Annotated in this window: 23 protein-coding genes and 1 riboswitch; of the genes, 7 read left to right on the top strand and 16 right to left on the bottom strand. The window is 48.1% G+C overall.

Annotation, left to right across the window (positions count from 1 at the left end):
- Positions 1-9: 9 nt before the first annotated feature.
- Both ACOJUO_RS10445 and birA read right to left on the bottom strand, forming a co-directional pair.
- Positions 10-762 carry a type III pantothenate kinase gene (locus tag ACOJUO_RS10445; protein WP_422139760.1) on the bottom strand — a complete coding sequence of 251 codons (753 nt, stop codon included), beginning with the start codon at positions 760-762 and terminating at the stop codon, positions 10-12.
- A complete protein-coding gene (birA, locus tag ACOJUO_RS10440) occupies positions 759-1,721 on the bottom strand; it encodes a bifunctional biotin--[acetyl-CoA-carboxylase] ligase/biotin operon repressor BirA (protein WP_422136659.1) in 963 nt (320 codons plus the stop codon). The genes ACOJUO_RS10445 and birA overlap by 4 nt, the downstream gene beginning before the upstream one ends.
- A 470-nt stretch (positions 1,722-2,191) precedes the next feature.
- Here birA and ACOJUO_RS10435 point away from each other — a divergent pair, with 470 nt between their 5' ends.
- Both ACOJUO_RS10435 and ACOJUO_RS10430 read left to right on the top strand, forming a co-directional pair.
- The gene (locus ACOJUO_RS10435) at positions 2,192-3,529 is read left to right on the top strand and encodes a WD40 repeat domain-containing protein (protein ID WP_422139759.1); all 1,338 of its coding nucleotides are present in this window, start codon (positions 2,192-2,194) and stop codon (positions 3,527-3,529) included.
- Between the two features lie 193 nt (positions 3,530-3,722).
- Positions 3,723-4,775, top strand: a complete 1,053-nt coding sequence (locus ACOJUO_RS10430; RefSeq protein ID WP_422136656.1) for a pyridoxal phosphate-dependent aminotransferase — start codon at positions 3,723-3,725, stop codon at positions 4,773-4,775.
- Here ACOJUO_RS10430 and ACOJUO_RS10425 read toward each other — a convergent pair whose 3' ends face one another.
- The 5 genes from ACOJUO_RS10425 to ACOJUO_RS10405 form a co-directional block, all read right to left on the bottom strand.
- A complete protein-coding gene (locus ACOJUO_RS10425; protein WP_422139758.1) occupies positions 4,776-9,335 on the bottom strand; it encodes an HAD family hydrolase in 4,560 nt (1,519 codons plus the stop codon).
- An 87-nt stretch (positions 9,336-9,422) separates the two neighbouring features.
- Entirely contained in the window at positions 9,423-11,150 is a 1,728-nt protein-coding gene (thiC, locus tag ACOJUO_RS10420) for a phosphomethylpyrimidine synthase ThiC (RefSeq protein ID WP_422139757.1), read from the bottom strand.
- Positions 11,151-11,200: 50 nt separating this feature from the next.
- Positions 11,201-11,305: riboswitch (TPP riboswitch) on the bottom strand.
- Positions 11,306-11,370: 65 nt separating this feature from the next.
- Entirely contained in the window at positions 11,371-12,039 is a 669-nt protein-coding gene (locus tag ACOJUO_RS10415) for a phosphohydrolase (RefSeq protein ID WP_422139756.1), read from the bottom strand.
- A complete protein-coding gene (locus tag ACOJUO_RS10410; RefSeq protein ID WP_422136652.1) occupies positions 12,036-12,866 on the bottom strand; it encodes a phosphodiesterase in 831 nt (276 codons plus the stop codon). The genes ACOJUO_RS10415 and ACOJUO_RS10410 overlap by 4 nt, the downstream gene beginning before the upstream one ends.
- Positions 12,867-12,963: 97 nt before the next feature.
- A complete protein-coding gene (locus ACOJUO_RS10405; protein WP_422136651.1) occupies positions 12,964-13,479 on the bottom strand; it encodes a GNAT family N-acetyltransferase in 516 nt (171 codons plus the stop codon).
- Positions 13,480-13,729: 250 nt separating this feature from the next.
- Here ACOJUO_RS10405 and ACOJUO_RS10400 point away from each other — a divergent pair, with 250 nt between their 5' ends.
- On the top strand, positions 13,730-15,076 hold the full coding sequence (locus ACOJUO_RS10400) for a PhoPQ-activated protein PqaA family protein (protein ID WP_422136650.1): 1,347 nt from the start codon (positions 13,730-13,732) through the stop codon (positions 15,074-15,076).
- A gap of 95 nt (positions 15,077-15,171) precedes the next feature.
- On the opposite strand, the gene ACOJUO_RS10395 is transcribed toward ACOJUO_RS10400, so the two are convergent.
- Positions 15,172-15,597 carry a hypothetical protein gene (locus ACOJUO_RS10395; protein ID WP_422139755.1) on the bottom strand — a complete coding sequence of 142 codons (426 nt, stop codon included), beginning with the start codon at positions 15,595-15,597 and terminating at the stop codon, positions 15,172-15,174.
- Positions 15,598-15,681: 84 nt separating this feature from the next.
- Here ACOJUO_RS10395 and ACOJUO_RS10390 point away from each other — a divergent pair, with 84 nt between their 5' ends.
- Positions 15,682-16,101, top strand: a complete 420-nt coding sequence (locus tag ACOJUO_RS10390) for a hotdog fold thioesterase (RefSeq protein WP_422136648.1) — start codon at positions 15,682-15,684, stop codon at positions 16,099-16,101.
- 78 nt (positions 16,102-16,179) lie between these two features.
- On the opposite strand, the gene tal is transcribed toward ACOJUO_RS10390, so the two are convergent.
- The 4 genes from tal to ACOJUO_RS10370 form a co-directional block, all read right to left on the bottom strand.
- On the bottom strand, positions 16,180-17,130 hold the full coding sequence (gene tal, locus ACOJUO_RS10385; protein WP_422136647.1) for a transaldolase: 951 nt from the start codon (positions 17,128-17,130) through the stop codon (positions 16,180-16,182).
- A gap of 221 nt (positions 17,131-17,351) precedes the next feature.
- Entirely contained in the window at positions 17,352-17,915 is a 564-nt protein-coding gene (locus ACOJUO_RS10380) for a hypothetical protein (protein WP_422139754.1), read from the bottom strand.
- Between the two features lie 122 nt (positions 17,916-18,037).
- Entirely contained in the window at positions 18,038-18,481 is a 444-nt protein-coding gene (locus tag ACOJUO_RS10375; RefSeq protein ID WP_422136645.1) for a YbaN family protein, read from the bottom strand.
- Complete coding sequence (locus tag ACOJUO_RS10370) at positions 18,474-18,854, bottom strand: hypothetical protein (protein ID WP_422136644.1); 381 nt, start codon at positions 18,852-18,854, stop codon at positions 18,474-18,476. Before ACOJUO_RS10370 ends, ACOJUO_RS10375 begins: the two co-directional genes overlap by 8 nt.
- A 172-nt stretch (positions 18,855-19,026) precedes the next feature.
- Here ACOJUO_RS10370 and ACOJUO_RS10365 point away from each other — a divergent pair, with 172 nt between their 5' ends.
- From ACOJUO_RS10365 to ACOJUO_RS10355, 3 genes are all read left to right on the top strand, one after another.
- The gene (locus ACOJUO_RS10365; RefSeq protein WP_422139753.1) at positions 19,027-20,682 is read left to right on the top strand and encodes a hypothetical protein; all 1,656 of its coding nucleotides are present in this window, start codon (positions 19,027-19,029) and stop codon (positions 20,680-20,682) included.
- A gap of 173 nt (positions 20,683-20,855) precedes the next feature.
- A complete protein-coding gene (locus tag ACOJUO_RS10360) occupies positions 20,856-21,254 on the top strand; it encodes a hypothetical protein (RefSeq protein ID WP_422139752.1) in 399 nt (132 codons plus the stop codon).
- 179 nt (positions 21,255-21,433) lie between these two features.
- A complete protein-coding gene (locus tag ACOJUO_RS10355; RefSeq protein WP_422139751.1) occupies positions 21,434-22,966 on the top strand; it encodes a PhoPQ-activated pathogenicity-related family protein in 1,533 nt (510 codons plus the stop codon).
- Here the strand turns inward: ACOJUO_RS10355 and ACOJUO_RS10350 are convergent.
- From ACOJUO_RS10350 to ACOJUO_RS10335, 4 genes are all read right to left on the bottom strand, one after another.
- Positions 22,951-23,535, bottom strand: a complete 585-nt coding sequence (locus ACOJUO_RS10350) for a disulfide bond formation protein B (protein ID WP_422139750.1) — start codon at positions 23,533-23,535, stop codon at positions 22,951-22,953. The two genes, ACOJUO_RS10355 and ACOJUO_RS10350, sit on opposite strands and share 16 nt — an antisense overlap.
- Before the next feature lie 20 nt (positions 23,536-23,555).
- Positions 23,556-23,714, bottom strand: coding sequence for a DUF5993 family protein (locus ACOJUO_RS10345; protein ID WP_422136640.1), 159 nt, complete (start codon positions 23,712-23,714; stop codon positions 23,556-23,558).
- Between the two features lie 211 nt (positions 23,715-23,925).
- On the bottom strand, positions 23,926-24,936 hold the full coding sequence (locus ACOJUO_RS10340; RefSeq protein WP_422136639.1) for a tryptophan--tRNA ligase: 1,011 nt from the start codon (positions 24,934-24,936) through the stop codon (positions 23,926-23,928).
- Positions 24,937-25,117: 181 nt separating this feature from the next.
- Positions 25,118-26,041 (bottom strand): hypothetical protein, encoded by a 924-nt coding sequence (locus ACOJUO_RS10335; protein ID WP_422139749.1) that lies wholly within the window; start codon positions 26,039-26,041, stop codon positions 25,118-25,120.
- Between the last annotated feature and the right edge of the window lie 158 nt (positions 26,042-26,199).

Here is a 26,199-nt window from a genome sequence, read left to right as displayed (position 1 = left end):
TAAAAAACATTATTGTCTTTCAAAGGCAATCGAGAGTCCATCCAGAACCAGCTCTTCAATCAGCACCTGCTCTATTTCTTCCTTTATGTGAGTTTGCAACAAAGAAGCATCGCCGCCGGTCAGAAACAAACGGGCGCCCGGCCATTTAAGACAGGTCTCATGAATGAAAGATACTGCCATAGCCAGAACACCATGGTTAATACATTCTGAAGTGACGGTTCCCAATGCTGTTGCTTCTGCAGGATGCTCAATGTTATCGAGATTGGCCGTATTGACGGCCAGAGCTTTTTTCATCAAGCGGATACCCGGAACAATGAATCCTCCCTGATGGTTTCCGTGACCATCAATCACATCCACTGTAATAGCTGTACCACAACTGACAACGATTTTAGTATTGTGCAAAGAATGAGCGTGTGCCGCCAGCATGGCCAGCCACCGATCTACACCCAACCTTTCTGCTTCTTTATAGATAACTGTAAGACCAGCAAAGCTTTTTCGGGTTTTAGCAATAAATGGCTCCACGCCGGTAGCTTCTGACAAAATGCGCACTAACTGCTCTAATCTTGCGTTCCCTGAGACTGTTGAAATAGCAATGGAGTCAAGAGTTCCCAACTCTTCCAGAAGCAGGGACAAGATAATCTGCCAGTCAGCATCATTATGAATGAAGCCCGATTGAGCGGAAGCACCACCGACCATCAGACGCCATTTAAGTCGGGTATTTCCGGCATCCAGCTGCAACTGTCTATCGATGAGCTCGTTCATGATTGACGTAATGACACTTCTCCACCATTAAAAATATGAAGACCAGAAACTGTCTCGAGCAGCAGCCCGCCCTGATCATCCACTCCCATATAACGCCCTGTTACGGATCGGTTAGAAGCCATTAATGTAACTTCCTTGCCACGATAGGCATCGTATTCGCACCATTGCTCTCTGAACAGCCTGAAGCCACCTTGTCCAAATCCATCGAGTAAATGAGTCAGGGTATTGATTAACTGTCCTGCGACCGCATTTCGGCTCACCGTCTTGCCACACACCCGGAAAAGGTCAACAGCCGGCTGACTCACTGACTCCAGCTGCCCATCACTTAAACGGACATTAATGCCTATTCCGATCACCACATCACACTCACCCGTGGGATCTCCATGGACTTCCAGTAACACACCACAGAGTTTTTTACCCTGCCAGAGAACGTCGTTGGGCCATTTAAGCTTTAATTCTCTGGCTCCCAATGTTTCCAGTGCTTTTACAACGGCCAGACCTACCGCAAGACTGAGCCCCTCCAGCGAAGCCGTTCCCTCACCACTCTGCCAGAGGGCAGACAAGCTTATTGTTGACCCAAAAGGACTGCTCCATACCCGACCCCGTCGCCCTCGCCCTCTTGCTTGATACTCTGCCAGACAAAAACGGGTGACTCCGGCAGGAACCGAGCCCAGGTTACGAACAAGATCATTGGTTGATTCCGTAATAAAGCAGGTATGGACTTCAGATTTATTTCGAACGTCTACATCTATATTGCTCTGAATCTTTTTATTATCAAGAAGCTCAATACCACTGCCGAGGCGGTAACCTTTACCTCGCACAGAATCCACTGCCAGGCCAAGCTCTTCAATCGCTTTCAGTTTTTTCCAGACAGCGGCCCGACTGATCCCAAGCTGCTCACCCAGATCTTCACCGGAATGAAACTGCCCGTCTGCCAACAAGCCCAGTAATTTATCCATCAACCACTCCCAACAACTGAGAGCAAATAATATGCGCTTCATTCCTGCTGCTCAAATCATTCAGACATTCAGTCTGTCTCAACAGATTCCATAAAAAGCGTCATTAAAGATGATGAAAAATTCCCACTCATAAGACGAGCCCCACAAAAGCTGTTACAGAAGTGCATTACGCTACGATTCCCGCAAACCTCTTACCAGTCACATTATTCTCAGCGGTTCTTCAGGAAATGATATTACAGAGATGTTTTTGGTGTTCTTTCATCCAGACGCTTATACTCAATCGTAAACGATCAACCCAGATACTCTTTGTTCCAATCCTGAATGAACAGCAGTTTTTTCTTCCAGAAGCCCGGAAGCGCTGCCCGCTTCTGAAGCAGCCTCGTCTCTCTATTTTCACTGTTTTCTGTCATGGCCACACCGGTTGAGGAAACTGTCCGAATTATTCAAAGCTGGAGTTCTGGAGGAAGGTAATGAACTTTGGGAAGCATCTGGCTATTGCAAGTCTGATTATCTCACTTCCGGTAAGCTGCATACAGGCTCAAAATCCGCGCTCAATTGGGCCAACAGAAATACCTCCTCAATTATTCTATGTAATTGACATAGGTCCGAACCAGCCACAGGCAATACCCACTTCAACGCCCACTGCCACCACGCCGACACCTTGTGGACCCCACAGCGCTTTGAGTATTGCATGGAATAAAAACAGTACGCTCATGGCTGTGGGAGTACGTTCCGGCACTAGCTCCTGCGGTCTTTCAGGAAGCCTGCAAATCTTTGATATGAGTTCAGGATACCCCAGGCTCCTGCGTTTCGTGCACGCAACAGACTTTATAGGAAGCGTTACTTTCAGTCCCGACGGCACTCAGCTGGTAACCGGAGGGGATGATGATACGGTCAATGTTTTTGAAGGAGTGAGCCCGTTCAAACACCTGCAAACCCTCATCGAAGGGCAAAGCGATATAGAAACTGTTGCCATTAACTCCAACGGCACCCTGCTGGCAGCCGGGGGGAAAGATACAGATGTCAGGCTCTATGTTAAAAACAGGAGAAATCTGTTCACTTACGTGAAAACCCTGACCGATGCAAGAAACTATATACAAACAGTTGACTTCCACCCCATCAACGGCCAGCTGGCAGTCGTCGAGCGTGGCAACAGGGTAAGAATTTACAGCGGGACCAATCCTTATAACCTCCTGAAGAACTTCTTTATTCCAGGCGCCCGGTTATTAACTGTTGCCTACAGCCACGACGGCACCCTGCTGGCATCTGCGGATGATCGACAAAAAATCAATCTTTATAATGGGACGAACCCGGGCAACCCTCTACAAACCCTTACCGCACCGAAGCGGATATTGAGCATTGCCTTCAACCGAAAAGCTACCCAACTGCTGGTTGGGCATATAAATGGAGATGTGAGTATTTATGTGATCACACCGTTATCCAACGTGTTCACGGACACTCTGCCGTTCGTAAAGTCACCGCTCCCGGCACGCGCTCTTGCATTCAGCCCCGACGGTAAATGGCTGTCAGTCGGTAGAACAGAGGTCGCGATATACAGGGTCGATGGTGTAAGAGCGCCTACAACTCAAGCCAGCACAACTGAAACGATTACAACAGTTGTCATCACAACAGCAGTCAATACAACAGCAGTCAATACAACAGAGGCCACTACAACAGAATACTGTGAAGAACCCAGCCCAGTAACCAGAATAAAAAGTAACACCGAAATGGGTAATTCTTCGACACTCACAGCCCTTTCGCTAATCGCATTACTAACCGCCGTTCTTCAGGGCATAATACTGCAATGATGTTTTTGGAAAGCCATCTGGCCAATTAAGCCTCTGTCATGGTTGATCTTTTGGCTTGATCCGACCTTCCAGAAAACAAACAGCAAACTCATGTTATTCGGCCTGCATCCAGCTACTCGCATTATTTTCCTTGGCTTGCCAGACACGCTCTGCATATACTTGCGCCCTGAAAGAACAGGCAGGAACCTTCGTCATGAGTATTTTCAAATCCCACATTGTCCAAATGGGAGCCTACACCCCCCCTCTGGAAGGCCGGGACCCTCATGACCATCTGTTGCTGGACTTTAATGAACGTACCCTGCCCGTCTGCCCTTCAGTGAAAGAGGCCATGATTGATTTCATTCGGGCTGATCGCCTGCAGTGCTACCCATCCTATGGGAACATTGCTGCAAAGATTGCCAGATACTGCCATGTTGATACTGATCAGCTGATGATCACCAACGGCTCCGACCAGGGTATCGAACTGATCATCCGCTCAGCCTGCCGTGAAGGTGAAGAAGCCATTATTCCCCGCCCCTCATTCGCCATGTATCAGCAGGTGGCCAGGGTAGAAAACCTCAACATTATTGAGCCCTCATATTCCAGAGACAATGGTTTCCCCAGACAGGCTGTGCTTGATGCTATTTCCGATAAAACCCGGCTTATAGTGATTTCCAATCCCAACAACCCAAGCGGCACTATTGTGGCCAGGGAAGACATTCTTGAAATTGCCGCCGCTGCCCCCAACGCCGCTATTCTTGTGGATGAATGTTATTTTGAATACACGCAGAAAACAGTGGCAGATGTCGTTGAACAATACCCCAATCTGCTGATTACCCGCACCTTCTCAAAAACCTGGGGCTTACCTTCTGTTCGACTTGGTTATGTCATCAGTAATAGTGAGAATATACGAGCACTGCTGAATGTTCGCGGCCCGTACGACGTTAATCAGCTGGCAGTGGTTGCGATAGATGCAGCGCTTTCCAACCCTGGCTATACCGAACAGTATGTTAAAGAAGTGATGGAAGTCTCCAAACCCATGTTTGAAGATTTTCTGAACAGCAAAGGAATTGATTACTGGCCCAGTGTCGCCAACTTTATCTGGACATTCCCGAACAACCCGGATGAGATCGAAAAATACCTCCGGTCTCACCATATACTGGTTCGACCGAAGGCCGATGAAAGTGGTAAAACAGGCTTGAGAATTAATCTGGGCAACAAGGCCCAGACTGAGTCTCTTATCCAAACCTGGTCCCGGATAATCTGATTATTGATAGTTAATCACAGGTTTCCCCAAATGCGCAGGAGGCTGATAGCCTGTTGGTAATTTATAGTCTCGCCAATCAAAACTAGGGTTGAACTCTCTCTGCCCATCAATCATATCTCTCATTGAAGGCGATTCGTTGATATAGATCGCTGTCAAATCACCAGAATTCCAACCGTTATCATCAGCTAGCTCCTGCAGCTCGATAAATCGCTCAAAACTGATATCAGGACCTCTTCCATCTCCAGACGTGAACATTTCCCGGTCGGCAGCAAAGTCGACCCTGTAAATCATCGGTTTAGCGCCATAGAAGTGGAATGTCGTATAGGGTATGCCTCGGTCATCAGCGGCTTTTTCAACAGACTTCAGCATGTCCTGCAAGTCGTCCACCATGACGATGTGTTGTGCCGGATGCCCGGATTTGTCGAGGTAGTGATGCAAGCCCTGCTCCTTGGTTTTCAGTGGCCCCGTTTGGATTTTGATCGAGATTGCATCATCAAACAGATTTCTATCGAGTTGTGTTTCCTCAATTTTTTTTCTCAAAGAGTCTTCGTCATTGGCAGTAAGCAGAATAATTCTGGCATTGCCCGGACCCGCCTTTGTTCGGATATCCTGAATGATTTTGGCCGTATCAGGATTGACCAGACGTCTCTCTTGACGACCCTCGGCCACTAAATCTTTGGCGATCAGCGTCTCATCCAAATCGAAACAGACCAGGACCGGTTCACCGGGCTTGATATGTGCCAGCACTTCCCTGATGTCTTGTGATTTCGGCACTCTAACTGACTCACGGACTTTCAGAGCTTCTGGTAAAGCACTCGCTGCTTCAGGTACTGTGACCTCGCCAGGTGGAACCGTGACTGCCTGAGCAGCTGGAAGCTCATTCTGCCCCCAGGTCATGACCCGACGTCCCCGGCCCATCAAATTCAGCTTGATATCATCTTTGACTTCTTTAGCCCTCCCCCTGAGCGCGCGGTTTTCTGTTTTCCAGTCATTATTCGGGAATGCCTGTTTCAGGTTTCTTTCAATCTCCAGAGGACCAAGACCTAAATCGGGTCGTATCTGAGCCAGTTCCTGCGAAGCAAGCTCTATGTTATTGGCAGCAGGATCAGAAAGCCTCAACATCTCAGGCATCAATGCTTTCATGTCTTCTGCTCTGGAAACTTGCGCCTGGTCCATTCTCATCTGCAGAGAGATCAGCTGGCTGCGTTTGAGGTTCAATCCCCCCCAGAGGAAATCCCAACCCGCTTCAGAGAAACATCTGGATAGATTCGCTTCTACCTCCGCTGGACTCAATTGGAGTTCAGGTCGAATCTGTACCAATTCTCTGGCAGCCTGCTTTCGACTTTGTGATGCAGCGGGAGATAACTTCCATAAGTCGTCCATTAGTTGTTTCATTGCAGTCGGCTTACTTATCGGTTGAGCATTAATCACCTGTTGCTCAGCCTTGTCGATATTAGCCTGTAGCCTCATATCGACATCGGGACCACAATACTCATTCCACTCCCGTTCCGTTGGAAAAGCTGCATTAAAGTTGGTTTCCTGAACATCCCTCATTGCCTGATCAATCTGTATATATCTGCCTCTGAGCTGTTGAAATGCCTCATAAGCCGTACGACGACTGCTTCTTTGCTCAGGTGACAGAAGCACCAGATTCTTTATCAGATCACGGCACGACTCTCGCCCTTTGTTTGGATCGAAGGCATCAAAACGATGCTTCAAAGGTTCGACTTCAGCGGGTCTTCTCAGCTGGTAGGTGCCATCCCACAAAGAAGGCCACAGCTCACGTCCCGGAGCTCTCTCCAGACCTTTGATAATTTCAACCCTGGCAGGCGCCCCATTGACATGGCTGGATAACCAGTCAGCAGCTGCTTCAATGCTGACCTGCCACTGTTCAGGTACCTTATCCAGCTGCTCAAACACGCCTATCAGATGGCCATAATTTCGATCACTGGCCAGACAGAGGTTGGTGCTGTCAATCTCCCTGTCATATTGCTCATCAGTGACAAACTCTGGAGAGTACGCCTGGACGGAGACAGTGTTGAAGTAATCTCTGGCTTCATCCGTCGGTGTTCCATCGGGATTAAGCACAGGGAACATCTGTCGGTTTTGCGCGTCCACTACGATAAATCGCCCGGATGACTTCAGTCTTTGCAGAAAGGTGTAATGACCGGCACCACCGCTTTCGCCTGATTTCAGGACAACATACCGGTCACTATCAAACGCCTCGGCTAATGGCCTTTTGGCGGCACCGGGCTGTCTCTGCTGACCTTTTTTGATGGCTTCGAAAAACTCACCGACATGATTCTGAAATTGATGGTGATGCTGTTTTTCTTCAATACCGTCGATCTGGGCCCAACCCACAATAGGCGTCGTCTCACTGTTATCAAAAGGAATCTCTATTGGCGTTGAAATGGCATGGACCTGGTTATACCCCTTGCCTCTGGCAAAGTGCTCCAGAGAGTTGGCAAAGCCCTGACAGTTTGAATTACCCGCTGCCTGTCTTTTATAGAGTTCGGATACAACGTTATTGAGGAGTTCAAATTCAACTTCTTCATCGGCTGAAATCAGGGTCTGCCTGTGGATTGTCAATTTATCCAGATCGGCGAGGCGATTGACTCTATCAGCGCCAAAAGTTCCAGCCTCTATCTGTCGTATGGCTTCATCCTTATCAATCCGTCCGTACTGGTATTCAAGTTCAATTTTGGAACGGTTATAACCACGGTCAATATCTTCCTTAATCTGGTTAAATGCTTCTGCCTCCGTATTCGGTTGGACATTAATGAGCATCTGTCGACGCTCTTTTTCCAGATCACGCACAGCATCCTCAAAAGAAACTGCATGAACCCTATGCTGATTAAACCGGCCACTGACAACCCGGTCGGGTTGCTGGCCGGATGGCTGTATACGATCCCACTGAGCTTTCATGGTCAGGAATTGTTGTTGAGCGTCGTCCATTTCCGGCAACTGCCATGAAGACTGCTCAGAGGGCATAGTATTCGCAGCAGAAGCTTCTGGCTGTTTTTCAGAAACAGGAGGCGGTATCGTGACTGTCTGCGGAACAACAGACGCTCCATCCGTTGTTGCAATCACCTTTTTGGCTGTTACCACAATTTTCCCGGAAAACTCACGGATGTAGTCCTGCTGACGAGGGCTTCTGTTCAAAACTCCCCGGGCCAGCCTCTCATCGGTATTTAAAAGATGAATAGCCACTGCAAGGTCTGCATCCTTTATATCCGGGTTGAATGCCCTGGCTTTTTTAAAGGCTTCCAGCTGTTCCCTAGTTGCTGGTTGCTGAGGGCCAACAAACTCCTCGCCCAATGGGCTAAAACCCATTTGCCTATAATCGTCGTCCAGCTCGTCACTGATGTCATGGGGCTTTGCAGAAGACTGTCTCAGGTAGCTATAGAATTTCTCAAGGCTGGTAAACACAGGTATTGCGTTGTCGTCCTCTACGGTCTTTGAAGCAGCCTCTGAAGCTGCCTGAACATCTTCTGCGGGGAGAACGCCGTACAGGAACTTACCCTCATTAACCGTGCGCCCCAATTCGTTGAGCAGAGGATCATTAAATTTCATATTATCCAGGCAGGCATTGACCATTTCATCGGTCATCACTTTATCCCGATAAGCCTGTTTCATATCCTGAACGGTCAAACTGTATTGTCTGTCTCCGAGAATATCCACAAATATCTGACATGCCCTGTGAACCAGCTTCTCTCTGATTTGCGGCGGAGTAATCGCAGACAGGCGCTGAGTATCAAGTGCATCACTACGGCGGGCATTCGCCCGCTCCCGTCTGGTACATCGAAGCTCTCTGGGAGGGTTTGTCTTGAAATAATCAATAGCCTGATCCATGACGTAAAAATATTGGTCCAGATCGCCAGTATGCCGGGAAGTGAACACATTTTTGCGAGTTGTATCCGTTGTTGATTGAAGTAATGTAACCCTATAAGGCTTCTCTTCATCAGGAGCCCGATGTTTCGCACATTGAATCCGGATATCGACTTTCTCGGATTCCATAAAGTCCTTTAAATGAGATTCCCAGTCATCTTTGTCTCGGGCTTTAGTGGTCAAACAGAACTTTGAGATCAGGTTTTCGACGGCTGCCACTATTTCATTGTCTGGTGCTTTTTTCAGGAGTAGCTGAACCAGCTCAACCTCAGCCTCATGCAGAACGGTCAGACTGGCCTGGTTTAAGGCTACACATTCATCATTCCAGACACTGGCCTTTCTTGGCGTAGCCGGATCTGTGATGGATACATCTCTTTTTAACAGCGGGGTTCTGGCCCCGGTGGCCGTCCGTACTTCACGACTAACGCCCACTAGCTCCGGTTTATCCATAAGCTCATTGTGTCGCTGGTAATAAATGCTTACGGAGCGACAAAAGGCATTGTACTTATCGGACGGCCCCAGAACCCAGCCGACTTTTTCCGATGACAAGCGACCATTATCAAGAATGGGGTATTTGCCTTGAACGTCTTTATTGGATTTATAGAAATCAAGAAATGATAGGGGAGAAAACGGAACCACTATGACCTCCTTGTCATTGGCATAGCTAAGCATTCCCAAAAGCTTAGCAAGCTGTGGTTACGTCACTTATTCGACAGGCGACAGAGAGTCAGCCAGAGGACTGACTCCCGAAGTTTATTTTCAGGCAGTTTCTTCCAGTTCACGGACGTCCTGGGTCATGCGCATAGGGCAGAAATCGGGTCCGCACATGGAACAGAACTCAGACTCTTTCGCACCTTCCTGAGGTAATGTCTGATCGTGATAGGCTTTGGCCGTATCAGGGTCCAGAGCCAGGTTAAACTGATCCAGCCAGCGGAATTCGAAGCGCGCCTTGGACAGGGCATTATCCCGAACCTGGGCAGCGGGATGACCTTTGGCCAAATCAGCAGCATGAGCGGCAATTTTATAAGCAATCAGACCGGCTTTTACATCATCTCTGTCAGGCAGGCCCAGATGCTCTTTGGGTGTGACATAACAGAGCATGGCGCAGCCATACCAGCCGATCATGGCAGCACCAATGCCTGAAGTAATATGGTCATAGCCGGGTGCCACATCAGTAGTCAGAGGTCCAAGGGTATAGAAAGGCGCTTCATGACAATGCTCCAGTTGCATCTCCATGTTTTCCTTAATGAGGTGCATGGGTACATGACCCGGTCCTTCTATCATGACCTGAACATCGTATTCCCAGGCAATCTTTGTCAGTTCCCCAAGGGTTTTCAGTTCGCCAAATTGCGCTTCATCGTTGGCATCGGCGATAGAGCCGGGACGCAATCCATCCCCCAGAGACAGGCTGATATCATACGCCTGACAGATCTGACACAGCTCCCGAAAATTGTCGTAGAGGAAATTCTCAGCATCATGCATCTCTGCCCACTGGCCCAGAATACCTCCACCCCGGGAAACAATGCCTGTTACCCTGTTTCTGGTTTTAGCAACATGTTCCCTGAGAACACCGGCATGGATCGTCATGTAATCCACACCCTGCTCTGCCTGCTCAATAATGGTGTCTTTCATGACCTCCCAGCTCAGGTCTTTCACCTTGCCCCTGACCTTTTCCAGAGCCTGATAGATAGGCACAGTACCGACAGGCACAGGCGAGTTCCTGATAATCCATTCACGGGTTTCATGGATGTTCTTGCCTGTGGATAGGTCCATCACCGTATCGCCACCCCAGCGAACCGACCAGAGCATCTTTTCAACTTCTTCTTCAATGGAAGAGGTCACCGCAGAATTGCCAATATTGGCATTGATCTTCACCAGAAAGTTACGCCCGATGATCATGGGCTCGGACTCAGGGTGATTAATGTTGGCCGGGATAATGGCACGCCCTTCAGCGACTTCTTTTCTGACAAACTCCGGGGTGATATGGGAGCCATCAGTGCGCCCCATACTCTCGCGAATCGCAATAAACTCCATTTCCGGAGTAATTATCCCCTTTCTGGCGTAATGCAGCTGGGAGACATTTTGGCCAGCCCTGGCCCTGCGTGGCGTTCTCAGTGCTTTGAAGCGAATATCTTGCAAGCGCAGGTCGAACTGACGGGAGCGGGCAAATTCCGAGGAGCGATCGTCGAGCAGCTCAGTATCCGCTCTCTCTTCAATCCACTGTGAGCGCAAACCAGGCAGGCCCTGATTCAAATCATGAGGAACGCCGGTCTCTGTGTAACTGCCCGAAGTGTCATAAATACGCACCGGTTCATTCTTGCCGCCACCAAAACGTTCGGGGGTATCGTGCAGGCGAACTTCCCTCATACCCACACGAATGTCTTCGCGACTGCCTGTTACATAGGTTTTTTGAGAGTTGGGAAAAGGGCGACAGGCGTCCATTAGCAACTGCCGGTCAAACCCGGACGCATTTTTCTCGCAAGCCATCGTTTCTGTATCCTTCACGTTGAGTTCATGACGGTTTCGATATAGCTTGCCGGATAGGCCATCTTGTTCCCTTCGCAGGTGTTAACCTGAGCAGGTTCTACGGATTCCGAAAAACAGCAATTCGGTCTCAGCCTGTGGCGCTCCGACAAGATTGCCGGAAAGTATAAGTAGATTTCTAAAAGGTTAATAGTATAAAGACACAAAAAAACCAAGGGTTTATTCAGCTGTAGTCGCCTGAAAGCTCCTTACACAGCTGGGTTCTGAAGGTCTGCAAAAAATCACTGTGACGTGCCGCCATTTTACGCCCGGGCTCTATTTTCATGGTCTTTTGAATCTGTAAAAGCTTGATTTCAAAATGGTCCAGCGAGTATTGACGATCGTTCAGCGCCCTGTTTTTCCCCATGGGATCTTCGGGATCGAACAGTTTCTGGCCCAGCTTGCCGCCCGTATAAAAACAGCGGGCAATACCAATCGCGCCCAAAGCTTCCATCCTGTCGGCATCCTGAACCACTTCAGCTTCCAGAGTTTCAGGAGTGATATTAGCGGAATAACTGTGAGTTTTTACTGCATGACACACGGCAGCCGTCAGCTCTTCTGGAAAGGCCAGAGATTTCAGGCAGACTTGGGTCTTTTCAGCCGCCAGGGTGGAAGCCCTGGAGCGCTCCGGATGGTTTTTTGGCAACACCACAATGTCGTGAAAATAACAGGCAGCAAGAACCACCAGCCGGTTAATGTCAAAACGCCCCTCATCCATCAATTGTTGAGCGGTTTTCCAGACCCGCTGAAAATGGGAAATGTCGTGCGAGGCATCATCGCAGTCCCTGTCTTGCAGGTATTCGACAAAACGTTCTTCCCAGCTTTTCAGCAGTGCAGGTTCATTAAAGTTCATGATTCGGGATCCACAGGCCTTTGGTAACGTTGACAGGTTCTGCTGTTAATAGCCGGAAAATCATGCAAAAAATTGTGAGTGTGGACAACCACTCTGTCCGGGTGAATATCCACCAGATTATAAACCGGAGGCTCCGGCGAAACAGAGTCTGGCCTGGGGTTATCAAAATCAAAAGGTGTCTGGTGTACCAGTGAAGGTGGGCATGAAAAGCTGATCCCCTGCCAACTGCCTGAAACAGAGCGGTGCAAATGCCCCAGGAACAAATGCCTGATCCGTTCCTTATGGGGCTTGATCGCTGACCAGAGTGCTGCTGAGTTGATCAGATTGTCCCTGTCCATACTCGCCAACCCCGTTTCAAAAGGAGGATGGTGCATAAACAGGCAAACCGGTTTGTCTGATGCCTTCAGTTCATCTCTAAGCCATGCCAGTCTTTGCTCACAAAGAATCCCGCTGCGCTTTCTGTCATCCAGAGTATCCAAACAGATCAGGTTGACCCCTTCTGTTTCGAGCTTAAACTGGATAAAACCTTCCTGCTGCCTTGGGTGACTCGAAAAAACATCCAGAAAATTCTGCCTGTGATCATGATTGCCCATCAGGCAGTAAACCGGAAAAGGCAACCTGTCCAACTCTTCTTTCAGGGCTCTATAAGCCTCTTTCTCGCCCCAGTGTGTCAGGTCACCGGTAATAATGCAGGCGCTGGATTCCGGCACTTGCTGCACAAGTGTATCGACACAGTTTTTCAACCTTGCCTGTGGGTCAATGTCGTAATTCAACATGCCCGCCGGAACCAACTGGGGGTCAGAAAAGTGTACAAATCGATAGACCATAAAATGCAATCCCGTCATTATTCTCAAGTTAAATGATCGCACGGAAAAGGTATCGCTTCAGAGGAAGTTTGTTTACTTTTTTGATGGTCTATTCAGACTAATGAGAGTGACTGAGAGCTTCTGCCGAACTCAGAGAAAACCGGGCAACCGTTAAATTACACCATCCCTCATAACCGGCCAGACTCATACCCAGTGACTCGATCACATCAAGGGCAAACTCGTTTTGGGGTGAAGCAAAAGAGATGATTTCCTTGAAGCCCAATCTTTTGAACCCCAGATCGGTCACAGCTTCAGCCGCTTCGATGACCAGCCCACGACCGCGATACTCCTGACTGAACCGCCAGCTCATCTCTATGGTATCGCCATAGGCCGAAAATCCACAGTTGCCAATCAGCCTGTTACTCTCTTTTAGAACAACTGCCCAACGAGACCAGCCTTTATGGTCAAGTTCGATCTGAAAACGCCAGAGATCGGTTTCTGCTTCGCTGGCGGGGGAGTGAATACTGTAATGCAGTTCTTGGTGAACTGCTCCAATGATATCGGCATACGGCTTTAAGTCAGCTTCTTGCCAGGTTCGCAGGATCAGTCGGGGTGTTTCGGCAACAATCAGCACATGAGACTCCAGAAACTTCATGACCAGGCAAGATAAGGTTTAGTCGATTTTTTCGCTTTAACCAGAATCTGTACCCAATTAATAAAAAGAGTACTGCTCTCTTCGACCCTGAACCGATAAAAAAAGTTCGCCAGATCGAACGTTTTTTTCCCAGACACGATAGACTGACTGCAAAGTGACTCCCGGCTGTTATTCACTCCAGAACCGCCGATGAAACTTAAAGGAACTTGAGTAACTATGAGGTCTGGCATTGAACCCTATATTTCTGGACTACCTGAATAGAAAAGACGAAAGCTTCAGCTGGCGCTGCCTTGAAACTTCTCATTGCGAAGAGTTTCCGGTCGTCTCCGTTAGCCATTTAGAACTGATTTCCCAGACTTGGCAGGAAGGCTCAGGGTTTGGCCTCCTTCAGCCGGAATGGCAACACCGCCTCACACTTTACTGGCCTGAAGGAGGTTCAGAGAGTCCCTGTCTGTTAATGATTAATGGTGGATCAAGGCACGATCCATCCCTTGAACTCACTCCCTCGCATAATGTCGATGGCGCACATTTATGCCAACTCACCAAAGCCCCGGTAGCCGTTCTCAAAGATGTTCCCAACCAGCCTTTGACCTTTCGGGATGGTGTTCCCAGGTCGGAAGATGATCTTGTTGCTTTTTCCTGGCAAGCCTTTCTGGAAGATCCTGAACACAATGGTCTTATGCCCATTCAATGGCCCATGGTGAAAAGTGTTATCCGGGCCATGGATGCTTTGTGCGAGTTCAGTGAAGAGATCAGTGAAAAAAAATGCTCCCGAATAAATGACTTCATTATCGCCGGGGCTTCCAAACGGGGCTGGATTTCATGGTTGACGGCAGCCGCTGACCAAAGGGTCATGGCTCTTATTCCAATGGTGATCGATACATTGAACGTACAAGCCTGCATGAATCATCATCTGAATGTTTATGGCGGCTTTGCCAGCGCTATCAGCGATTATGCAGACAGTGATCATGACATTCTGTCAAGCCTGGAATCCAAGGGTATGCAGCAATTGCTCAATGATATTGACCCCTTTGTCTACAGAAGTCAGCTTCATCTGCCTGCATTTATTGTCAACGCCAGTTGCGACGAGTTCTTTCCACCAGACTCTGCACGTTTCTATTACCCGAAGTTATCCGAATTAACCTGGCTGAGGTATTTACCGAATGCCAGCCATTACCTGGGCCGGGACAGTGACGTAAACACCGATGAGATCATGGCTTCTGTCTTTGGTGCGCTGATCTCGGAGCAGGATATGCCCGCCATGAACTGGCAACTGCTGGATGAAGGTGGTTTGGAAATCAGAACCAGCCTTGAACCTAAATTAGCCCGTGCCTGGGTTTGCCATAACCCTGAGGCCAGAGACTTCCGAAAAGATGTACTGCAACAGGCAGGTATCCGCTATCAGGCAACCCGTATAGAACCTGTCGTCTCAATGCCCTGGACTTATCAGTTTTACCCTGCAACGCCCGAGAATGGGTGGACTGCCTTCTTTATCGAGCTGGTCTTCAACAATGCGCCTTATCCGGATCTGATCCTGACATCAGGCGTTCGGGTGACTCCTGACGTTTATCCTTAGAGCAGCCCTGACTGTTTATCCACTCGACAAAAAAGGATAACCGGACAGCCCATCAGAGATCATATATCGCAATAGCACTGAGCGATATCAGGGGGCTACTCAGACTTTTTCATATCCCGATATTCTTTCAGTTTATCCCGTAGTTCCTTGCGTGACTCTCGATAGGTTTGCATCTGCTGATCGTTGAGTACCGTCGCCAGTCTCTTATTGGTTTCATCCCTGTTTGCCTTGAGAGCCCTGGCTTTTGCAAGCCGGTCCTGATCGGTGGCCTGAATCTTTTTCACATTCTCCCTACTCTCCTTCAGGATGGCCTTTACATTGGGCTTTTGTTCATCCGTGAGATTGAGTTTTTGCTCCAGCCGACTGTATGCTTCTTCCATATTCACGGGCGCTTTGCTCGGAGCCGCTTCTACTTCGACAGAGCAAAACACCAGCAGAATGGAAACCACCGATAGACAGAAGATTATGCTTCCTGGTATCGAATGATTGTCCAGAGAATAAAAAGATGCCCCGGTTTTCATAGCAATTCCTCCAGTGAAATTGACTGCTCATACACCTTGAAGAGCAAAAAAGGTGTGTGATACATAACATGAAAGGTGCCTGCCATGTCGATATGGAAGACCCAAGCTACTCCAGAAAGCCTGAATCAGAGATGTGAAGGCAGTATGTGCAGTCATGTGGGTATCAATATAGTAGAAATAGGCGACGACTTTCTTCGTGGCACCATGCCGGTAGACGAGAGAACCAAACAGCCCCTTGGATTTTTACACGGTGGCGCATCGATGGTTCTGGCTGAGACCCTTGGCAGCATTGCAGCCAACCTCTGCTGCGCAAAAGATCAATACTGTGTCGGCCTTGAGATCAATGCCAATCATCTTAAGTCAGTCACTTCCGGACGGGTGACTGGTACCGCCAGAGCCGTTCACATTGGCAAAAGCACACAGGTCTGGGAAATCAGGATCGAAAATGAACAGGGGCGGCTCACCTGTATTTCGAGAATTACCATGGCCGCAGTCGGCAGATAAAAGTTCTGATGAAAAGCAGATACCGGGCGTTTCTGTATCTGCTTCAGGGTCTGATGTCGTGTTGTTTTGGGAAAAAAATCACAGTCTGGATTCGATCAGGCTCTCCAACTTCACCTGATCTCTGGCAAAATTACGAATGCCTTCGGCGAGTTTTTCTGTGGCCATCGCATCTTCATTCATTGCCCAGCGGAAAGCCTGTTCGTTCAGTACCACTTTTTCATGACTGGATGTGGCACTCTCCGGAGACAGCTTCCGAACAACCGTCGCTTCTGTCTTCTCCAGATCATCCAGCAGACCCGGGCCGATCGTCAGACAATCACAACCCGCCAACTCAATAATCTCAGCTGTGTTACGGAAGCTGGCACCCATGACCACAGTATTGTAGCCATGCTGCTTGTAGTAGTTGTATATGCGGGTCACAGAAACCACACCCGGATCCTCAGCCGCTTCAAAGTCACGACCTTCAGCTTTTTTGTACCAGTCAAGAATACGGCCAACGAATGGAGAAATCAGGAATACACCAGCTTCAGCACAAGCCTGAGCCTGGGCAAAATTGAACAACAGGGTCAAATTGCAACGGATGCCTTCCTGCTCCAGAACCTTCGCAGCTTCAATGCCTTCCCAGGTAGAAGCAATCTTGATGAGCAGACGTTCAGGGTCCGCGCCCTGCTCGCGGTAAAGGGCAACCAGCTCCCGAGCCTTGCCAATGGTGGCATCCTTATCAAATGATAAACGAGCATCGACTTCTGTTGAGACAACACCCGGTACGACCTGCTGGACTTCCTTACCAATCGCTACGGCCAGCCAATCACAGGCATGCCTGACCTGCGCTACTCCATCATCAGTTTTGGATTTGCCATACTCCAGAGCACTATTGAAAAGTGGCTCATAAGCAGGAAGTTCAGCCGCTTTCAGAATGAGGGATGGATTGGTTGTAGCATCTACAGGCTGATATCGACGAATGGCTTCGATATCGCCGGTGTCTGCCACTACTTTCGTCATTCCCTTGAGTTGCTCTAACTGATTCATTGGACTCTCAATCCTCACTTTTTTTTATGGCAATCGATTTCGTCAAAATAGTCAAGAACTACTCAGGGCCGTGTCTACATTCAAGAAAAGTTCATAACAATAACGATAGGCACTCTAACAAAGCCCAATGGCCAGAGCTGATAACGCAGCCTTTCGGGCTTCCACAACTTCCTCATTGCATCCTGCGTGATGAAATGAATCCGGCACCCGGAATTTATAAATCAATTATTCTGTGAGGTGTTCTGGTGCATCATCTGGTTAACCCTGAGCTCCTGCAGCAACAGTTCAATTTGAAACTGTTCCGCTTCAATCAGAGTTTTATAACGGGCTACCACCGCATTCATCTGATCAGACAAGGTTCCTTTGGTCTTCTGATCAACACTGTTTGCAATAGACTTCGATTGAGTATTGATGTCTTTTTCCTTAACACTGTTTCGGGGCTGGCTTTTATTCTGAGGGGTCTTTTTATTGATTTTGGCCTGCAGCTGTTTCAGCTCGCTCTGCATGCGATCACGGTAGGTCCGAATGCGCTTTTGTCTCAGAGCAATACGATCTTCGATCATCCGGGCGCGGACCTTTTCGTCCATTCCCCGCAGTTTATCCATATCAAATGGCTCAAGGGGTGCCGCCAACCCCTTAAGTTCAATAGGTTTGGCATTGCTGTCGCACTTTTCTTCTGTAAAAACCACAGCGCCATTTACCTGACATTTGTAAATTGGCTTCGCGTACCCTGTAACCGGAATCAATAAAATGCCGACGCCCAGCAAAAGTTTTCTCAAATCCATGATGATGCCCTGACTTAATACCTTTTCTTCACTATAGTCAGAGCCTGGAAAATGAATATCAAAACGACCTGCTCCCTTATTCTTGCCCGTGGCATGATTACAAAGATCAGTGTGCTATTGACTCACTGTTTTTGGTATCTGCGCATTAGTACCCACAGATAACTGCTCACCGCCAATGCAATCAGTCCCAGCAATATTTTCAGAACAACCTGGGGAACCAGCCAGACTGAAATCCCTATGCCCAGCCATAATAATGCCAGAGCCCGATACCCTATTTTGGGTGAGAGTGCCCTGTCATGCAGATATTCTTTCAGGACCGGACCGAACCTTGGGTGCCCCAGCAGCCACTGATTCAATTTTGGTGAAGAGCGAACGCTGAGCCACAATGCCATCAACAGAAACACCGTCGTTGGCATCAGAGGCAACACAGCACCTATAATGCCGAGCACAATGCAAAGTACTGCCAACCCCTGATACAAGAGTCGCAACAATGGATTTCTGACCAGAAGGTTGCCTTTTTCTGTTGCTACCTGATCAGCCAAACGGGGCTCTTTACACTTACTCAAATGTCGCTTCCTGAATACGCTTAACGTACTCCAGCTCTGTGAGTTTTTTCAGAACTTCATAGTAATCCTGCTGATGGGTGTCACCGACGGCCAGATACTCGCCTGAGCGGCACTGTATTTTTCCCGGCGAAACCCGGTAAACAACCAGCGTTGGATCAATCGCCATAACCTGATCAACATACTCGATATTGTCAGGAATACAGAATTCATAGGACACTGCCGTCAAGCTGTCATCTTTACCACGCAGACCCTCCCTGTTGAGTTCATTGAGATCAAACTGGATCTTGGCCATATCCCCCGCTTTCCAGCCAAGCGTGGAGCAACCACTCATAAACAGAGCCAGCAGGAGTAAAGCAGGAGTTTTCAATGACATAAGCAAAACCTTTAAAGATTAACTGCTTGACTATAGTAACTCTTTTCTCTGCTTCATGGTGGTTAATCACGAAAAGGATGCACATACGACTAACAACAGAAATAATCCACATTAGAATGATCACACAAAATATATCTATACTGATATCCTCTGCACTCAGCATCGTTAAATTATGCATTCCAATATTCTTGTTCGAGCCGCTCTGGTGATACTGATCCTGACGGCCAACAGCAGTTTTTCAGCCTCTGACTTTGAGATTTCCGAGTTAACCAGAGGGCATCAGCGGACCAGTGACTATCTGGACAGTATTCGTGACAATCGTCCACTACTCGAGACGTTCATGAATCAATTGCCAAAAGGCGGCAATCTCCATCATCGCTTCATGGGGGCCATTGAACCCAAAGAGGTCATTGATATTGCGATAGAACGAGGGTTCTGCATGTATAACAACCAGTACATGGCCCCGTGTGACTGCTGCGCACAGTCCGTGAAGGATTATGTCAGTAATGAAGAAAACCATGCAGCTCTGATCAAGCAACTTATGCTTCCAGACGGTCATGATCCCGACGAGGTTCGCAACTACTTTCTTATGGTTAAAGCCTTGTTCGATGGGATAGATGCCCGTTTCATTTCATATGTGCGAAAAAAGGCCGCTGTTGATGGACTTTCCTACATTGAATCAACTGTCTACTTCGATGAAGCAAACGGGCCAGACAAGTTATTTTCTCTTATCACTCATCTTCCCACACCGAACCCTGACAGCACCCAAAGTCTGGAAGACTTTCGTGCCAGACTGAGTTCCCAGTCAGATTTTCAAACCCAGTTAAAGACCGCTGCCGGAAAGATAGCCAACGCCTTGAAAGCTTCTGACGATCATTTGAACTGCTCTCATAGTCACTCTCACCCTGCGTGTTCTGTTAGCGTCCGGTTTCTACACGAAGTACACCGGGCTGATCCCCTGCCCCAGGTTTACGCCCAGATGATCTTTGCCTTTGAACTGGCTCAATTGAGTCTCTCCGGCAACGACCATCAGGTGCTGGGCATCAACATAGCCGGATCTGAAAATAGTGATAGGGCACTGAATGATTACCTCAGTCACATGAAAATGCTGAGTTTTCTGAAAAACCACAAACAATACCCTCTGGTGAAAGAGCGTATCAGTCTTAATGCAGGAGAACTGGCCAAGGCCACGGTTGAAGATTTTTACTATCGAACCACCATGGCAGATGCTGTTCAGATCGTTCAGCCCAAACGTGTAGGTCACGGATTAAGCTTTATGGCACAGAACTGTCTGAAGCAATCTGACTCCGGTAATGAAGAATACGCCAACTGCAGTGCCGAACTGCTCAAAACCATGCTGGATAATGACATTGCTGTTGAAATTCCACTCACCAGTAACCGGCGATTGAGCGGTATCGGGGCCAACAGCGGTCACCCCTTTCCTGTTTATGTCAGCAGTAATATTGCAGTGACGCTGGCTACTGACTATCCGGGTATTCTGAAAGTCGATTTGACCAGTCAGTTTGTAGAGGCCGTCTCCAGTTTCAGTCCTGATCAGACCGGCAACAGTATTCACCTGTCCCTTGACCAGATTATTGATTTTGCACGCAACAGCCTGGAGTACAGTTTTCTGCCCGGTCAGAGCCTTTGGCTGAAGAGTGAAAGCCACGTCAGATATCAAAAAAGGGTTCCGGCCTGCCTGGATCTTGAATCAGAAGCCTGCAAGAAATTTGTTAGTGGTAATACCAAGGCGAGATTCCAGAGAGATCATGAATCAAGGCTGAAAGACTTCATGTTAACAGTACCTGTTTTGAGTAAGAAACCATAATTTAACACCCTTGAGAACTACCAGGAAACTTGCAAAACGAGAGTAACAAAATGGCAAAAGAATTCGTCTCCAGATCTCGGTTCGGCTTACTGACGCAACTGAAATTAATAACGACATTAGTGATCCTGCTGTTCAACGCAAACGCAGTAGCAAAACGTAGCTGGATAGCTTTTGTGACACCTGAAGACGGCGATCACAGACAAATCTACAGCGTTTCTTATGATAGGAATGGTGAAACTCGATGTATGCTTTATCCTCCTATGATTGACGACGGTTTCACCTTCACATGGCAAGAAGGTCAGAATCCATCATCATCACAACCCCTGGCAATCATGAACCTAAACGCCTCACCATTCAGTAAATGCGGTTGGTCGCAATCTTATCAAGACATCATCATACAGGATTCCCACAATCGCGTGGTAAAAGCCCGGTGGTACAAACAGGTAGATAAAGCTCCTTATCTATGGGTACGAGAAGACTTGGGTGATTTAATATCCAGCACTAAGTGGAGAGAGTTTGATGAAGATCATACTGACATCTACCCCGCGATAGTTGTTCAACTCCGTCATTGAAACACTACACGATCCTGTTGTTAACAGTTTTCGTCCCCCCATTCCCTTTGTCGCTAATGCTCGGCGACAAATGGAACGTTTACATTTCTGAAGATATAAACATTATTCAGAAAATAAAATGAGATTCGATCGACCCCCCTTGCGGACGACCAGGAAACTTGCAAAACAAGAGTAACAAAATGGCAAAAGAATTCATCCCCAGATCTCGGTTCGGCTTACTGACATTGCTCTGCTTCTGTCTTCTGATTCTGAGGCATCAGGTTCATGCCAGAGATCACCTGAAAGTCTCTCCCGGAAACTGTACCCCTTCTTACCTGGGTAAGCACTTTCATGACGTGCTGCCCTGCTACCTGAAGCAGAAAGATAAGAATTATCAGTGGAGTGTTTCACCAGCAACTGAAGAGCGCGTTGAGCTGGATGGAAAAGTGCTGAAGGTCAAAGTATACCCTGTCAATATGAAGTCTCTGCGCTGGACTGTTGGCGAGCAGGAAAAAGTCTCTGACCCCGTCTGGGAGCACCGGGTCATGGTTTATGTACCGGAAAAGGTCAGCGCCGACACAGCGCTGCTCAATATCAATGGCGGCACCATCCACTGGCCTGAAGGTCAGCCCGATAACAACAAGAGGTTCACCGATGCCCTGCATTTTTCCCATATAGCTGCCAGAACACGGTCAGTCGTCGTTGACCTGAAAGATATTCCAAACCAGTTCCTGCAATTTGGAGACAAAAAACCACTGAAGGAGGATGCTCTGATTGCCTATACCTGGCAAAAATTCCTCGATAACCCGAAGAAAAACTATAACTGGCCACTCCGACTGCCCATGGTCAAGGCTTCCGTCAGAGCCATGGATACAGTTCAGGCACTGATGAAAGAAAAACATATAAAAATTGACCGTTTTGTATTAGCCGGGGGGTCAAAACGAGGCTGGACAGTCTGGCTGACTGCAGCAATGGACAAAAGGGTCTCCGCCATTATACCCATGGTCATTGATGTGCTTAACCTGCAAGACAGTATGCGCCACCATTTCAATAGCTACCAGGGCTGGGCTCCGGCTATCAAAGACTATTATTCTCTGATGCACACACTCGGTACCCAACCTCTGACTCAGTTAATGGAAGTGATCGACCCCTATTCCTACCTTCCTCAGCTGGCCATGCCAAAATACATCATCAATGCCACGGGCGATGATTTTTTCTTACCCGATTCCAGCCGCTATTACTTTAATGATCTGAAAGGCGAAAAATGGTTGAGATTTCTTCCTGACCTGCGGCATTACATTCTCAGAATGGATCAAACACTGGTCAGTGAAACCATCGAATCCTTTTACGGAGCCACCATTGAAGATCGTCCCATGCCCAGGATCAACTGGGATGTCTCTAAGCAAAACCTGAAAGTGGAAGCCTCAATGCCCCCCAAAGCCATGAAACTCTGGACTGCAGAAAATCCTGAAACCAAAGATTTCCGAACCAGCCCTGACAACCCCACAGTCACCCGGTTTAAATCCGAAGCACTCAAATTCCATTGCCATAAAAGCTGTCGGGCCGATGTTGCGTTAAAAGCTCCCGAAAAAGGTTGGAAAGCCAGCTTTGTAGAACTGATCTATCCCAATCCACCTTATCGTGACCTGTCATTTACTACCCGGGTGTTTGTCACTCCGGATGTTTACCCTGAGCACAGCGGCAATGCGTCTCATGGTCAGAGCCATCCATAAAACATATAACGCAGCGGATTGTCCGGGCACTGCTCAAGCCCACACTCAAAGAAGACTGAAACGATATTGGCAACAACCAGAAACACTAGAAACGCAAAGGCCAAATGGGAAAACCTTCGAATTCTTGGGTCTCTCGCTTCTGAAACCTCGTTCCTGTATGCATACAATTCAAATTGTCTGGAGTAGCCTATGACCAGTGCGATGTACACGATTAAAGCAGAGCACAGAATATACAACCAGGTATACATATGCAGCCCCAGGATAGCTTCACCATATCCTTGAGGTGTTGTCAGATGCAGTGCAATTTGCCTAAGAGAAATAAAGCTCGTCAAGACGGCTGCCAGCAGCGACAGACTGTAATGACCAGGTCGAATATGATACCTCATATTGAGCAGAAACCCTGAGGCAATGATTAGTATTCCCTGCCGCTGCAATATACAGAGAGGGCAGGGTAACTCCCCCATCACAAATTGAAACCAGAAAGCGACAACCAGAAGAAGGCAGATGACTGTCAATTCAAAAACACTGGCAAATTTCACAAAATCATTGATCTCACTGCGAGAGTTCATGACCGATCTCCGACAGGTGTCTATAGATAAATTTCCAGGTGCTCAGAAATATGATGCATAAAAATCAATGCAATCAGAACGAGAGAAATGCTGAACAAAACGATGCCCCATCTTCGATTGAACCAGGCGACAAGCATCGCAAATAATATGAAGATAAAAGACAACAAAGCGTAAGGCATTAACCGTGCTCCCCGGCCCGACGAGACTGTTTCAGCAATGCCGCGCTGCACTGATAAGACGTTAAAAAGTGTCTTCGGGCACCAATCTCGGGCAGGCTCCTGAACATGAAAGTTTCATAAGAGCATAGCTTTGTCATTCTTTATTGTCAGATAAGAAGCGTCTGTTGAAAGGACGCTCTTAAGAAAGCAAATGTCTGGCGTGGGAAAAAAATCAGGCAAAAGGACGGATACCCACCTTATTGCGAATATCCTGCAGGAACGGCACTGCTTCAGCACGGGCTTTTTCTGCACCTTTTTGCAACTCAGCTTCAATAAATGCCGGGTCAGCCATCAACGCGTTATAGCGTTCACGAGGCTCCCTGAGTACATTGTTGATGTATTCAAAGAGTTCATTTTTCAGGTCACCCCAGCCAGCACCGGCTTCGTACTGCTGCCGTTTTTCAGCCACCTCCTGTTCCGTCGCAAAGGCTGAAAAGATCTGAAACAGAGTGCAGGTTTGCGGGTCTTTAGGTTCACCGGGCTCCAGAGAGTTGGTTTTGATCTTGCGGATCAGCTTGAGCAGCTTTTTCTCTGGCACAAACAACGGGATGGTGTTGTCGTAGCTCTTGCTCATCTTGCGACCGTCAAGACCATTGAGAACCGCAGTGTTTTCACCCACCACGGCTTCTGGCAGCACAAACCTGGTTTTGTAGTGGTGGTTCATTCGACCGGCAATATCCCTGGCCATTTCCAGATGCTGAACCTGATCACGACCCACTGGAACACGGTTGGCATTGAACATCAGGATATCCGCCGCCATCAGGATCGGGTAATTGAACAACCCCATCAGCACGCCCTTGTCCGGGTCAGACTCGCCCGCCTCCTGATTGCTCTGGGTAGCTGCTTTATAGGCATGAGCACGATTCATCAGACCTTTGGCGGTCATGCAACCGACAATCCAGTTCAGTTCCATAATTTCCGGAATATCAGACTGACGATAAAAAGTGACACGATCGGTATCCAGACCCAAAGCCAGCCATGTCGCGGCAATTTCCAGCCCGGACTGGTGAATACGCTTGGGGTCACGCCCCTTGATCAGGGCATGGTAATCCGCCAGAAAAAGGTAGGACTGAATGTTTTCGTCACGGCTTTCTTCAATCGCAGGACGGATAGCACCCACATAATTGCCCAGATGCGGCGTGCCTGTGGTGGTAATACCGGTTAATACTTTGGTCTTTGTCATGGGGTCACTCATAGGCCTCACGAAGTGGCAATGGGCACTTTACTGGAAACGGGAAGGCGGCATTATAGAAGAGGCAAGGCAGGCATCTCAACCACAGGCGGCACTGCTGTCCGGTTAAACACATTCAAGCTCCATAATCAGGGGCGTCTGAAGCTTGAATATTTTTAACCGGACGAGAAGACTATTCTGATTTCTTGTGACAGCGCTTCCTACTACAAACAGGTTTTTTTGGGCAGCTCAAACCGAAGCAGAGGATATTTTCATAGAAGGTGGAACCTGAAGGGCAAGAATCCCAGGTTGTAAAAATAGAGCAACGAAAAGGATTGCAGCCATCACCATTACATAAATGGCAAGCAGGAGAAAACTGTTCAACAGTGCATGTACATCTGGGGCAGTCACCATGGAACGATGGGCTCTCGCATTTGGAGCAAAAATCGTCTTCATCGTTAGCTGCATAGCTAACTTCATTGCTACCCTCATTGCTACCTTCATCACTCTCGCTCTGGTCGTTCAAAGCTGGTCGGAAGAAGGGCGAGAAATACAAGGCACCAACAAATAACCCACATGAGTTCTCACCATTATCCGATAGCGTTTCATATCCAAATTCAAATCCTTTGCCAACGGTAGACTGCACACAGATGTCCAGGTGACCTGCGTTCTGATTTCTGTTTTTGAATACGTAATAGCTCCTGGATACGTAATAATAACCATTGTCGTTTTTTTCAATATGGGCAAATGAAGTAAGCCAGGTGGCAAGCTGCTCATAGTTTGCATCGAGCCAATCGAAGTTAGCGGTGTACTGTGTGTCCTGGACGACAACACCAAGTAGTCGCGGGTATGCACAGACAAACGAATCAGGTTCAGTTCCGGGGATGACCTTACCAATCAAATCGCCAGCATCGGCTCGAGTGTCGGAAGGCATGCACATCAGGACATCGGGATGAGCAGCCTCAAAGATATCTGTCGTTAATTCGCCAGCACCTTTCATCATGCCAGAGCTGAAATCAGCTTGCGTGTTCCTGGGACAGGTATCGGCACGAACATTGAGGGTAATTGTGGACAATAAAAGCAGCGTGAAAAAAAGCCTATGCATGAGGGGTTTCATAAATAACTCTTTTTTCATTGTTCAGTGAAACGGATGCAGGGAAAGAGTAAAAAACGTCAAGCGACTTTTTTATAGAATCAAAGTACAAGTGAACAACAAAAGTCACTTTAACCATGCACTGAAAGTCTGGGGAGTAAGAGCCTTGCTCTCGTGTTTTC

The sequence above is a fragment of the Endozoicomonas sp. ALC020 genome, assembly GCF_049275935.1.
Taxonomy (GTDB): domain Bacteria; phylum Pseudomonadota; class Gammaproteobacteria; order Pseudomonadales; family Endozoicomonadaceae; genus Endozoicomonas_A.
This window is presented reverse-complemented; position numbering and strand designations above follow the sequence as displayed.